This is a genomic window from Bacillus sp. TE8-1, from assembly GCF_008368855.1.
Lineage (GTDB): Bacteria > Bacillota > Bacilli > Bacillales > Bacillaceae_G > Bacillus_A > Bacillus_A cereus.
Map to the genome: position 1 here is coordinate 1 of NZ_QPET01000042.1, position 12,528 is coordinate 12,528.

Sequence of the window (12,528 nt, forward strand, 5' to 3'; positions counted from 1 at the left end):
AGTAGGACGTCGCCAAGCAAGAACCTAAGTTATTTTGACTTAGGTTTTTTTGTGTTTATTTTTATTTACCGAATGCTATAATCCGTAAATTTAATAAAGCTACAGACGAAAAAAGAATGAAGTAGAGACTCTTTAAAATAATAGTAATGATTTTTTGTGTTCCTGATTTTCCTAATGTCGCTAAAGTAATACTTAAAATAGGACACATTATTTCTATCATAAGTATATATTTTAAATAATGAGATGCTATAAATATTTAATAATTACAGAAATTACTGCAATAGAGAAAAATAAATAGGATAATAGCATAGTTCTTTCTTTAACAGTTATCCTCCTTAGAAATTAAATCGTTATAATAATACAAGAGTGTATATATTTTGATTAAAAACATACTGAAGTGCTATTTAAACGATAAATACATAAAATAGATCTCTAGAAATATATATTCTAATTCCCTTTTCTTCTTGTATATAGTTGCAATTCTTCTTTTGAATATAACTAAAACACGAACGTTATTGACTGCTAATAAAAAAACATTCGATTATTTATTGACATTGTTTATGAAATATTGTTAATATAGCCATAGAAACAATAATATAAGACCTCATATAATCGCGGGGATATGGCCTGCAAGTCTCTACCTAACGACCGTTATTCGTTAGACTATGAGGGAAAGTCACTCGGTATTTTTCTATTCACAAGGGATACGTATGCCTGAGTAGAGCGCTTTCTCTCATAGTAAAAGAGAAACTGTTCTATTTCAGGCTTTTTTTATTTGAATCGGGGGGATTCTAATATGAAATCACTAGTTGGAGTCATAATGGGAAGTACGTCAGACTGGGAAACAATGAAATATGCTTGTGACATTTTAGATGAATTAAATATACCGTATGAGAAAAAAGTTGTATCCGCTCATCGGACTCCGGATTATATGTTTGAATATGCAGAGACGGCTCGTGAACGTGGATTGAAAGTTATTATTGCTGGAGCTGGTGGAGCAGCACATTTACCAGGAATGGTTGCAGCGAAGACAAATCTTCCTGTAATTGGAGTTCCAGTTCAATCAAAAGCATTAAACGGCTTAGATTCATTATTATCCATCGCCCAAATGCCAGGAGGTGTTCCAGTTGCAACTGTTGCAATTGGTAAAGCCGGTTCAACGAATGCTGGATTACTTGCCGCACAAATACTTGGATCATTTCATGATGATATACATGATGCATTAGAATTGAGACGAGAAGCGATTGAAAAAGATGTGCGTGAAGGTAGTGAGCTAGTATGACGAGAATCATTTTACCTGGAAAAACAATCGGTATTATTGGAGGCGGCCAGCTAGGAAGAATGATGGCATTGGCAGCTAAGGAGATGGGATATAAAATTGCTGTTTTAGATCCTACAAAGCATTCGCCATGTGCACAAGTTGCTGATATTGAAATTGTTGCACCATATGATGATTTAAAAGCAATTCAGCATTTAGCAGAGATAAGTGATGTTGTCACATATGAATTTGAGAATATTGATTATAGATGTTTACAATGGCTTGAAAAACATGCGTACTTACCACAAGGTAGTCAGTTGTTAAATACAACGCAAAATCGTTTTACAGAAAAGAATGCGATTGAGAAGGCTGGGTTACCAGTAGCAACGTATAGATTAGTTCAAAATCAAGATCAGCTTACAGAAGCAATTGCTGGGTTATCATTCCCTTCCGTCTTAAAAACGACGACAGGTGGATATGATGGGAAAGGGCAAGTTGTTTTAAGAAGTGAAGCTGATGTTGAGGCAGCAAGAAATCTTGTGGATAAAGCAGAATGTATTTTAGAGAAATGGGTGCCTTTTGAAAAAGAAGTATCAGTTATTGTGATTCGTAGTGTAAGTGGTGAAACAAAAGTGTTTCCAGTAGCAGAAAATATTCATGTAAATAACATTTTACATGAATCTATCGTTCCAGCTCGCATTACAGAAGAGCTTTCTCAAAAAGCAATTGCGTATGCAAAGGTACTTGCGGATGAATTAGAACTTGTGGGAACACTAGCTGTAGAGATGTTTGCTACAGATAATGGTGAGATTTATATTAATGAATTAGCGCCAAGACCTCACAATTCAGGACACTATACACAGGATGCATGTGAAACGAGTCAATTTGGTCAACATATTCGAGCAATCTGTAATTTACCTCTAGGAGAAACAAATTTGTTAAAACCAGTTGTCATGGTAAACATTTTAGGCGAACATATAGAAGGGGTCCTAAGACAAGTGAATAGATTAACCGGGTGCTATTTACACTTGTATGGAAAAGAAGAAGCAAAAGCACAGCGAAAAATGGGGCATGTTAATATTTTAAATGATAATATTGAAGTTGCTCTAGAAAAAGCGAAGAGTTTGCATATTTGGGACCATCAAGAACAACTGTTGGAGGGAAAAAGATGATTAGTCGTTATACACGCCCTGAAATGGGTGCGATTTGGACGGAAGAGAACAAATTTAAAGCGTGGTTAGAAGTTGAGATTTTAGCTTGTGAAGCATGGGCTGAGCTTGGCGATATTCCAAAAGAAGATGTTAAAAAAATTCGTGAACATGCATCATTTGATATTGATCGTATTTATGAAATTGAAAAAGAAACACGTCATGACGTAGTTGCATTCACTCGTGCTGTATCAGAAACGCCAGCATTAGGCGAAGAACGTAAATGGGTTCATTACGGTTTAACATCTACAGATGTAGTAGATACAGCATTATCTTACATCTTAAAACAAGCGAATGAAATTATATTAAAAGACTTAGAGAACTTTGTAAGCATTTTAGCTAACAAAGCGAAAGAGCATAAATACACAATCATGATGGGAAGAACACACGGTGTTCATGCAGAACCAACGACATTTGGTTTAAAACTTGGTCTTTGGTATGAAGAGATGAAACGTAACGTAGAGCGTTTCAAACAAGCTGCTGATACAGTTCGTGTTGGTAAACTATCTGGTGCGGTTGGTACATATGCAAATATCGATCCATTCGTAGAAAAATATGTTTGTGAAAATTTAGGATTAGAAGCAGCACCAATTTCAACACAAACATTGCAACGTGATCGTCACGCACACTACATGTCAACACTTGCACTAATTGCAACATCTATCGAAAAGATGGCAGTTGAGATTCGTGGTTTACAAAAGAGTGAAACACGTGAAGTTGAAGAAGCTTTCGCAAAAGGTCAAAAGGGTTCTTCTGCAATGCCACATAAACGTAATCCAATTGGTTCTGAAAATATGACTGGTTTAGCTCGTGTTATCCGCGGTTATATGATGACAGCTTACGAAAATGTTCCATTATGGCATGAGCGTGACATTTCTCACTCTTCGGCAGAACGCGTAATTTTACCAGATGCTACAATCGCATTAAATTACATGTTAAATCGCTTTGGTAATATCGTTAAAAACTTAACTGTATACCCAGAGAATATGAAACGTAATATGACAAGAACATACGGCTTAATTTATTCTCAGCGCGTAATGCTTACACTAATCGACAAAGGTATGGTACGTGAAGAAGCTTATGATATCGTACAGCCTAAAGCGATGGAAGCTTGGGAAACACAAGTACAATTTAAAGAGCTTGTAGAAGCTGATGAGCGTATTACAAGCAAGTTAACACAAGAAGAGATTAATGAATGCTTCAACTATGAGCATCATATGCAACACGTTGATACAATCTTTGAACGCCTTGGATTAAACGAAGCGTAAAATTTCATATGGCACAGAATAGAGTCTTTCTGTGCCATTCTTTATAAAAATATTATTCACATTTTTCAAACTACAGGGGGCTTGCGAAATGCAAAAGCTAGAATTGCTGTATGAAGGTAAGGCAAAAAGAATTTATCGTACAGAATCAGCAGATATGGTTTGGGTAGAGTACAAAGATAGTGCGACTGCTTTCAATGGGGAGAAAAAAGAGACGATTACAGGAAAAGGTCGTTTGAACAATGAAATTACAACTTTATTGTTCAGAAAGTTACAAGAAGTGGGAATTAAAACACATTTTGTTGAGAAGTTATCTGAAACAGAACAACTTGTTAAAAAAGTGAGTATTATTCCTTTAGAAGTTGTCACAAGAAATGTAATTGCAGGAAGTCTTTCAAAACGATTAGGAATGGAAGAGGGAACTGTACTTGCAGAACCAATCGTAGAATTTTACTTCAAAGACGATGATTTAGGAGATCCGCTTGTAACGGAAGATCATATTCGTGTATTAAACGTTGCATCGCCAGAGCAAGTAAGTGTATTACGAGATATGGCTCTACAAATCAATCAAGTGTTGATTGATCATTTCGCAAGCTGTCGTGTAAGATTAGTAGATTTCAAATTAGAGTTTGGTGTAACGGAAGAAGGAGAAATCATTTTAGCGGATGAAATTTCACCAGATACTTGCCGTTTATGGGATGAAACGAGCAATGAAAAGTTTGATAAAGATGTATTCCGTCGTGATCTTGGAAATTTAACAGATGCTTATGAAGAGATTTTAAAACGTTTAGGGGGAATTTCACATGTATAAAGTTAAGGTATATGTAACATTAAGAGAAAGCGTATTAGATCCACAAGGAACAGCAGTAAAAGGAGCACTTCATAGTCTTTCATTCACAGAAGTACAAGACGTTCGAATCGGAAAGTACATGGAACTAACAATTGATAAATCTGTATCTGATTTAGATAGCAAGGTAAAAGAAATGTGTGAAAAACTATTAGCGAACGTTGTAATGGAAGACTTCCGTTATGAAGTTGAGGAGGTTGTCGCACAGTGAAATTTGCCGTAATAGTATTTCCGGGTTCGAACTGTGATGTCGATATGTTCCATGCAATTAAAGATGAGCTTGGCGAAGAAGTAGATTACGTTTGGCACGATACAGAGAATTTAGATGAATATGATGCAATTCTACTACCAGGTGGATTTTCTTATGGTGACTACTTACGCTGCGGTGCTATCTCTCGCTTTGCTAATGCAATGAAAGCAGTGCAAAAAGCTGCTGAGCAAGGAAAGCCGATTTTAGGTGTATGTAATGGATTCCAGATTCTTGTTGAATCAGGATTACTACCAGGAGCGTTAATAAGAAACGAAAACTTAAAATTTATGTGTCGCACTGTTCAGTTACGTGTTGAAAATAATGAAACGATGTTTACATCACAATATGAAAAAGATGAAATAATTAATATTCCAATCGCGCATGGTGAGGGGAATTACTATTGTGATGAAGCGACTCTTAAACAATTAGAAGAGAACAATCAAATCGCATTCCGTTACGTAGAAAACCCTAACGGTAGCGTTTCAGATATTGCTGGTATTGTAAATGAAAAAGGAAATGTACTTGGTATGATGCCGCACCCAGAGCGTGCTGTAGATGAATTACTTGGCGGTGCTGAAGGGTTAAAAGTCTTTCAATCTATCTTAAAACAGTGGAGGGAAACATATGTCGTTAATGCTTGAACCAAATCCAACACAAATTAAAGAAGAGCGTATATATGCGGAAATGGGGCTAACAGACGAAGAGTTTGCCATGGTTGAAAAGATTTTAGGTCGTCTGCCAAATTATACAGAAACAGGGTTATTCTCTGTAATGTGGTCTGAACATTGTAGTTATAAAAATTCAAAACCAGTTCTTCGTAAGTTTCCAACTACAGGTGAGCGCGTTCTGCAAGGACCTGGAGAAGGTGCTGGAATTGTAGATATCGGTGATAATCAAGCAGTTGTATTTAAAATGGAAAGTCATAACCATCCTTCAGCTATTGAACCATATCAAGGAGCTGCAACAGGTGTTGGTGGTATTATTCGTGACGTATTCTCTATGGGAGCACGCCCGGTAGCTCTATTAAACTCACTTCGTTTCGGTGAATTACAGTCACCACGTGTGAAATATTTATTCGAAGAAGTAGTAGCAGGAATTGCAGGATACGGTAACTGCATCGGTATTCCGACTGTTGGCGGCGAAGTACAATTTGATCCATGTTATGAAGGAAATCCACTTGTAAATGCAATGTGCGTAGGTTTGATTAACCACGAAGACATTAAAAAAGGGCAAGCGCACGGTGCTGGTAACACAGTAATGTACGTAGGAGCATCAACTGGTCGTGACGGTATTCACGGTGCAACATTCGCGTCGGAAGAACTATCTGAAAGCTCAGAAGCGAAACGTCCAGCGGTTCAAGTAGGGGATCCATTTATGGAAAAGCTTCTTATTGAAGCGTGTTTAGAATTAATTCAATCCGATGCACTTGTTGGAATTCAAGATATGGGTGCGGCTGGTTTAACATCATCATCTGCAGAAATGGCAAGTAAAGCAGGAATGGGTATTGAAATGTACTTAGATGATGTACCACAGCGTGAAACAGGAATGACACCATATGAAATGATGCTATCTGAATCACAAGAGCGTATGTTAATTGTCGTGAAAAAAGGTAGAGAACAAGAAATAGTAGATTTATTTGAGAAGTATGGTCTTGCAGCGGTTACGATGGGGAAAGTAACAGAAGATAAAATGCTTCGTTTATTCCATAAAGGTGAAAAGGTAGCTGAAGTTCCAGCAGATGCTTTAGCAGAAGAAGCACCAATTTATCATAAGCCATCAAAAGAAGCAGCATACTTTGCTGAATTCCAAGCAATGAAAATGGAAACGCCAAAAGTAGAAAATTATAAAGAAACGTTATTCGCTTTATTACAGCAACCAACAATTGCAAGTAAAGAGTGGGTATACGATCAATACGATTACCAAGTTCGCACAAGCACAGTTGTTACGCCAGGTTCAGATGCTGCAGTTGTACGTGTACGCGGTACAGAAAAAGGATTAGCAATGACGACAGATTGTAACTCTCGCTACATTTATCTAGACCCAGAGATGGGCGGTAAAATTGCAGTAGCAGAGGCAGCGCGTAATATCGTATGTTCTGGCGGAGAGCCACTTGCAATTACAGATTGCTTAAACTTCGGTAACCCAGAAAAACCAGAAATCTTCTGGCAGATTGAGAAATCAGTAGACGGTATGAGTGAAGCTTGTCGCACATTACAAACACCAGTTATCGGCGGAAACGTATCGATGTATAACGAGCGTAGTGGTGAAGCTGTATATCCAACACCAACTGTTGGGATGGTCGGACTTGTGCATGACTTAAAACATGTAACAACACAAGAGTTTAAGCAAGCTGGTGATTTAGTGTATGTAATTGGTGAGACGAAAGCTGAGTTTGGCGGAAGTGAATTACAGAAAATGATTCACGGCAAAATTTTCGGTCAATCACCAAGTATCGATTTAGATGTAGAATTAAAACGCCAAAAACAAGTATTAGAAGCAATTCAAGCTGGTCTTGTTCAATCTGCACATGATGTTGCTGAAGGTGGTTTAGCAGTTGCGATTTCAGAAAGTGCAATTGGTGCTAAAGGCTTAGGTGCTACTGTGAAATTAGATGGAGAAGCAACAGCAGCATTATTCGCTGAATCACAGTCTCGCTTCGTGATAACTGTAAAACGTGAAAATAAAGAGGCGTTTGAGAAAGTGGTAGAAGCAATCCAAGTTGGAGAAGTAACAAGTACAAATGAAGTAACAATTCATAATGAAGAAAATGAAGTATTACTTACAGCAAATGTAGATGAAATGAGAAAGGCTTGGAAAGGGGCAATCCCATGCTTGCTGAAATAAAGGGGTTAAACGAAGAATGTGGCGTTTTCGGAATTTGGGGGCATGAAAATGCAGCACAAGTTTCATACTACGGATTGCACAGTTTACAGCACCGTGGGCAAGAAGGCGCAGGCATTGTCGTAAATAATGGGGAAAAAATCGTCGGTCACAAGGGGTTAGGTTTAATATCAGAAGTGTTTTCAAGAGGTGAGCTAGAAGGATTAAATGGAAAATCAGCAATCGGACATGTACGATATGCAACAGCTGGTGGAAGTGAAGTTGCTAACGTTCAACCATTGTTGTTCCGTTTTTCCGATCATAGTATGGCGTTAGCTCATAACGGAAATTTAATTAACGCAAAAATGCTTCGTCGTGAATTAGAAGCAGAGGGCAGTATTTTTCAAACTAGTTCAGATACAGAAGTACTTTTACATCTTATTAAACGTAGTACGAAAGATTCTTTAATTGAAAGTGTAAAAGAAGCTTTAAACAAAGTGAAAGGTGCGTTTGCGTATCTTTTACTAACTGGAAATGAAATGATCGTTGCATTAGATCCGAATGGGTTCCGTCCGCTTTCAATTGGAAAGATGGGGGATGCTTACGTTGTAGCATCTGAAACATGTGCTTTTGATGTAGTAGGTGCAACATACATTCGTGATGTAGAACCGGGTGAATTACTTATCATTAATGATGAAGGAATTCACGTAGATCGTTTCACAAATGATGTAGAACATGCAATTTGTAGTATGGAATACATTTACTTTGCACGACCAGATTCTAATATTGCAGGTGTTAACGTTCATGCAGCACGTAAGAATATGGGGAAACGTTTAGCGGCAGAAGCTCCTATTGAAGCAGATGTTGTTACTGGTGTACCAGACTCTAGTATTTCAGCTGCAATTGGCTATGCGGAGGCGACAGGTATTCCATATGAGTTAGGATTAATTAAAAATCGTTACGTTGGACGTACGTTTATTCAACCTTCTCAGGAACTACGAGAGCAAGGGGTTAAGATGAAGCTTTCCGCAGTAAGAGGTGTAGTTGAAGGGAAACGAGTTGTTATGATTGATGACTCTATCGTAAGAGGAACGACAAGTAAACGAATTGTTCGTATGCTTCGTGAAGCTGGAGCGACAGAAGTTCACGTAAGAATTGCTTCACCACCTCTGAAATATCCATGTTTCTATGGCATTGATATTCAAACGAGAAAAGAATTAATTGCAGCAAATCATACAGTAGAAGAAATCCGTGAAATGATCGGAGCAGATTCTTTAACATTTTTAAGCGAAGATGGATTAGTAGATGCAATTGGACGTCCATATGAAGGGAAATATGGTGGCCTATGCATGGCTTACTTTAATGGGGACTATCCAACAGCTCTTTATGATTATGAGCAAGAGCTTTTAGAAAGTATGAAATAAGAAAAGTGAAACAAGCTTCTACTTCTTTTGATGTAGAAGCTAGCTCCTTTCTTAAAATAGCCCGCCCTGGATGGGGAGAAATTAAAAGACGAGGTGTAAATAACGATGGCGAATGCATATAAGCAAGCAGGAGTAGATATTGAAGCTGGATATGAAGCGGTATCTCGCATGAAAAAACACGTACAAACAACTATGAGAAAAGAAGTACTAGGCGGTTTAGGCGGTTTTGGAGGTATGTTTGATCTATCAAAATTTGCATTAGAAGAACCTGTATTAGTATCTGGAACAGATGGCGTGGGAACGAAATTGATGCTCGCTTTTATGGCAGATAAACATGACACAATTGGTATTGATGCAGTAGCAATGTGTGTAAATGATATTGTTGTCCAAGGAGCAGAGCCGCTTTTCTTCCTTGATTATATTGCTTGTGGTAAAGCTGAACCTAGTAAAATTGAAAACATCGTCAAAGGTATATCAGAGGGCTGTCGCCAAGCTGGTTGTGCATTAATCGGTGGAGAAACAGCTGAAATGCCAGGAATGTATTCTACGGAAGAATATGATTTAGCTGGTTTTACAGTTGGGATTGTTGATAAAAAGAAAATTGTAACAGGTGAAAAGATTGAAGCTGGTCACGTGCTAATTGGCTTAGCATCTAGCGGTATTCATAGCAATGGTTACTCTTTAGTACGAAAAGTGTTACTAGAAGATGGGGAATTATCTTTAGAGCGTATTTATGGCCGCTTAGAACTACCTCTTGGTGAAGAATTATTAAAACCAACGAAAATTTATGTCAAACCTATTTTAGAACTATTGAAGAAACATGAAGTATACGGTATGGCGCATATTACAGGTGGTGGATTTATTGAAAATATTCCACGCATGTTGCCAGAAGGAATCGGTGCCGAGATTGAACTAGGATCTTGGGAAATTCAGCCGATCTTTAGTTTGCTTCAAGAAGTTGGAAAACTGGAAGAAAAAGAAATGTTCAATATTTTTAACATGGGTATTGGTATGGTAGTAGCAGTGAAGGAAGAAGATGCAAAAGATGTTGTTCGTCTTCTTGAAGAGCAAGGAGAAATGGCTCGTATTATTGGACGTACTATACAAGGAGCTGGCGTTACTTTTAATGGGGGCACAGCACTATGAGTAGATTAGCAGTTTTTGCTTCTGGAAGCGGATCTAACTTTCAATCTCTCGTTAATGCGGTAGAAGAAAAAAGATTGGATGCAGAAATTAGTTTATTAGTATGTGATAAACCAGAAGCACGCGCTGTTGGACGGGCAAATTATCATCATATTCCGTGTTTTGCTTTTTCAGCGAAAGCATATGAGTCAAAAGAAGCATTTGAAAAAGAGATATTAAAGAAGCTAGAAGAATATGAAATTGATTATGTTATTTTAGCTGGATATATGCGGTTAATCGGGCCGACGTTACTAGAAGCATACGGCGGGAAGATTATTAATATTCATCCATCATTACTACCGAGCTTTCCGGGTAAAGATGCTGTCGGTCAAGCGTTAGAAGCAGGTGTGAAAGTAACTGGAGTAACAATTCATTATGTAGATGCAGGTATGGATACAGGGCCAATTATTGCGCAAGAAGCAGTGGTTGTTTCTGAAGGGGATACGAGAGAAAGTTTACAAAAGAAAATTCAACAAGTTGAACATAAATTATACGTAAATACAGTGAATCAAATTGTTCAGTCTGTGAAAGAATCAACTGTTAACTAACATACAACCAGGGGTGAAGGATAAATGAAAAAGCGTGCATTAGTAAGTGTTTCAGATAAAACAGGAGTAGTAGAATTTGTTAAAGGGTTACTAGAACAAGGGATTGAAGTTATTTCAACAGGTGGTACGAAAAAGTTATTAGAAGAAAACGGTTTACAAGTAATTGGTATTTCTGAAGTAACTGGTTTCCCTGAAATTATGGATGGCCGTGTGAAAACGTTACATCCAAATATTCATGGTGGTCTATTAGCAGTTCGTGATAATGAAACACATGTAACACAAATGAATGAATTAGGTATGGAGCCAATTGACTTTGTTGTTGTTAACTTATATCCATTTAAAGAAACAATCGCTAAGCCTGATGTAACATTTGCTGATGCAATTGAAAATATTGATATTGGTGGCCCGACAATGATTCGCTCTGCTGCGAAAAATCATAAATTCGTATCTGTAATTGTAGATCCAGTAGATTATGATATTGTCTTAGCAGAACTGAAAGAGAACGGTGAAGTAGCAGAGGAAACAAAACGTAAACTAGCAGCGAAAGTATTCCGTCATACAGCAGCGTATGATGCGTTAATTTCTAACTACTTAACAGAGCAAATGGGTGAAGAAAGTCCAGAAACATTAACTGTGACATTTGAGAAAAAGCAAGACTTACGTTATGGCGAGAACCCACATCAAAAGGCAACTTTCTATAAAGCGCCATTCGCAGCAACTTCTTCTGTTGCATACGCAGAACAATTACACGGTAAAGAATTATCGTATAACAATATTAATGATGCAGACGCAGCGCTTAGCATCGTAAAAGAATTTACAGAACCAGCAGTAGTAGCAGTAAAACATATGAATCCATGTGGTGTTGGAGTAGGAACTGATATTCACGAAGCATATACTCGCGCTTATGAAGCAGATCCAGTATCAATTTTCGGCGGTATTATTGCAGCAAATCGTGAAATTGATAAAGCTACAGCAGAAAAGTTACATGAAATTTTCTTAGAAATTGTTATCGCACCTTCGTTCTCGCAAGAAGCTTTAGAAGTGTTACAAAGTAAGAAGAACTTACGTTTATTAACTATAAATATTGAAAAAGCGACAAGTGCAAGCAAAAAACTAACTTCTGTACAAGGTGGACTTCTCGTTCAAGAAGAAGATACGTTATCATTAGATGAAAGTACAATTTCAATTCCAACGAAACGTGAACCTTCAGAGCAAGAATGGAAAGATTTAAAACTAGCTTGGAAAGTTGTAAAACATGTGAAATCAAACGCAATTGTTTTAGCGAAAGATGACATGACAATTGGCGTCGGTGCGGGACAGATGAACCGTGTAGGTTCTGCAAAAATCGCAATTACACAAGCTGGTGAAAAAGCACAAGGTAGCGCACTTGCATCTGATGCTTTCTTCCCAATGCCAGATACATTAGAAGAAGCAGCAAAAGCAGGAATTACAGCAATCATTCAACCAGGCGGATCAATCCGTGATGAAGATTCTATTAAAGTGGCAGATACTTATGGGATTGCTATGGTGTTCACTGGCGTACGTCTTTTTAAACCTTTATTGATGGATATTTAAAAAATCCGGTTAAGATAACCTTCGTATGTCGTCGTTGCATCGCCAGTGCGGTACTCATGTAGGAAAGCTACACTCCGTGTCCTCCTGGCAAATGCGCCTAGACCTGCTCGGTTCTCTTAATCCTCCTTTTTAAACCTTTATTGATATGGAT

11 protein-coding genes, 1 pseudogene and 1 riboswitch are annotated in these 12,528 nt (G+C 37.8%); of the genes and pseudogenes, 11 read left to right on the forward strand and 1 reads right to left on the reverse strand.

Translation table 11 applies throughout. The features are described 5' to 3' along the window. Window positions 1-61: 61 nt before the first annotated feature. Window positions 62-309: pseudogene (locus DN404_RS31210) on the reverse strand (hypothetical protein). A gap of 275 nt (window positions 310-584) precedes the next feature. Further along, a riboswitch (purine riboswitch) is annotated at window positions 585-686 on the forward strand. A 110-nt stretch (window positions 687-796) separates the two neighbouring features. Between DN404_RS31210 and purE the strand changes: the two are divergent. From purE to purH, 11 genes are all read left to right on the forward strand, one after another. Beyond that, window positions 797-1,282 (forward strand): 5-(carboxyamino)imidazole ribonucleotide mutase, encoded by a 486-nt coding sequence (purE, locus tag DN404_RS28910; RefSeq protein WP_000839365.1) that lies wholly within the window; start codon window positions 797-799, stop codon window positions 1,280-1,282. Then, window positions 1,279-2,430, forward strand: coding sequence for a 5-(carboxyamino)imidazole ribonucleotide synthase (gene purK / locus DN404_RS28915; protein WP_000196774.1), 1,152 nt, complete (start codon window positions 1,279-1,281; stop codon window positions 2,428-2,430). The genes purE and purK overlap by 4 nt, the downstream gene beginning before the upstream one ends. Beyond that, window positions 2,427-3,734, forward strand: coding sequence for an adenylosuccinate lyase (gene purB, locus DN404_RS28920; RefSeq protein WP_000625682.1), 1,308 nt, complete (start codon window positions 2,427-2,429; stop codon window positions 3,732-3,734). The genes purK and purB overlap by 4 nt, the downstream gene beginning before the upstream one ends. A gap of 88 nt (window positions 3,735-3,822) precedes the next feature. Continuing rightward, window positions 3,823-4,542, forward strand: a complete 720-nt coding sequence (gene purC / locus DN404_RS28925) for a phosphoribosylaminoimidazolesuccinocarboxamide synthase (RefSeq protein WP_001170544.1) — start codon at window positions 3,823-3,825, stop codon at window positions 4,540-4,542. Next, window positions 4,535-4,789 (forward strand): phosphoribosylformylglycinamidine synthase subunit PurS, encoded by a 255-nt coding sequence (gene purS / locus DN404_RS28930; RefSeq protein ID WP_000278823.1) that lies wholly within the window; start codon window positions 4,535-4,537, stop codon window positions 4,787-4,789. Before purC ends, purS begins: the two co-directional genes overlap by 8 nt. Next, complete coding sequence (gene purQ, locus DN404_RS28935) at window positions 4,786-5,469, forward strand: phosphoribosylformylglycinamidine synthase subunit PurQ (protein WP_000666774.1); 684 nt, start codon at window positions 4,786-4,788, stop codon at window positions 5,467-5,469. Before purS ends, purQ begins: the two co-directional genes overlap by 4 nt. Further along, a complete protein-coding gene (gene purL, locus DN404_RS28940) occupies window positions 5,453-7,672 on the forward strand; it encodes a phosphoribosylformylglycinamidine synthase II (RefSeq protein ID WP_000055564.1) in 2,220 nt (739 codons plus the stop codon). Before purQ ends, purL begins: the two co-directional genes overlap by 17 nt. Next, complete coding sequence (purF, locus tag DN404_RS28945) at window positions 7,657-9,072, forward strand: amidophosphoribosyltransferase (protein WP_000879025.1); 1,416 nt, start codon at window positions 7,657-7,659, stop codon at window positions 9,070-9,072. The genes purL and purF overlap by 16 nt, the downstream gene beginning before the upstream one ends. Window positions 9,073-9,177: 105 nt before the next feature. After that, the gene (gene purM, locus DN404_RS28950; RefSeq protein WP_001262439.1) at window positions 9,178-10,218 is read left to right on the forward strand and encodes a phosphoribosylformylglycinamidine cyclo-ligase; all 1,041 of its coding nucleotides are present in this window, start codon (window positions 9,178-9,180) and stop codon (window positions 10,216-10,218) included. Continuing rightward, window positions 10,215-10,802: a phosphoribosylglycinamide formyltransferase gene (gene purN, locus DN404_RS28955; RefSeq protein ID WP_000088589.1), complete on the forward strand. Its 588-nt coding sequence runs from the start codon at window positions 10,215-10,217 to the stop codon at window positions 10,800-10,802. Before purM ends, purN begins: the two co-directional genes overlap by 4 nt. A gap of 24 nt (window positions 10,803-10,826) precedes the next feature. Next, the gene (gene purH / locus DN404_RS28960; protein ID WP_149215783.1) at window positions 10,827-12,377 is read left to right on the forward strand and encodes a bifunctional phosphoribosylaminoimidazolecarboxamide formyltransferase/IMP cyclohydrolase; all 1,551 of its coding nucleotides are present in this window, start codon (window positions 10,827-10,829) and stop codon (window positions 12,375-12,377) included. The last annotated feature ends 151 nt before the right edge of the window (window positions 12,378-12,528 follow it).

Bases quoted from the DNA above. Each gene is read 5' to 3' on its own strand.
- purE (WP_000839365.1), top strand. From the start codon at position 797: ATGAAATCACTAGTTGGAGTCATAATGGGAAGTACGTCAGACTGGGAA.
- purK (WP_000196774.1), top strand. From the start codon at position 1,279: ATGACGAGAATCATTTTACCTGGAAAAACAATCGGTATTATTGGAGGC.
- purB (WP_000625682.1), top strand. From the start codon at position 2,427: ATGATTAGTCGTTATACACGCCCTGAAATGGGTGCGATTTGGACGGAA.
- purC (WP_001170544.1), top strand. From the start codon at position 3,823: ATGCAAAAGCTAGAATTGCTGTATGAAGGTAAGGCAAAAAGAATTTAT.
- purS (WP_000278823.1), top strand. From the start codon at position 4,535: ATGTATAAAGTTAAGGTATATGTAACATTAAGAGAAAGCGTATTAGAT.
- purL (WP_000055564.1), top strand. From the start codon at position 5,453: ATGTCGTTAATGCTTGAACCAAATCCAACACAAATTAAAGAAGAGCGT.
- purF (WP_000879025.1), top strand. From the start codon at position 7,657: ATGCTTGCTGAAATAAAGGGGTTAAACGAAGAATGTGGCGTTTTCGGA.
- purM (WP_001262439.1), top strand. From the start codon at position 9,178: ATGGCGAATGCATATAAGCAAGCAGGAGTAGATATTGAAGCTGGATAT.
- purN (WP_000088589.1), top strand. From the start codon at position 10,215: ATGAGTAGATTAGCAGTTTTTGCTTCTGGAAGCGGATCTAACTTTCAA.
- purH (WP_149215783.1), top strand. From the start codon at position 10,827: ATGAAAAAGCGTGCATTAGTAAGTGTTTCAGATAAAACAGGAGTAGTA.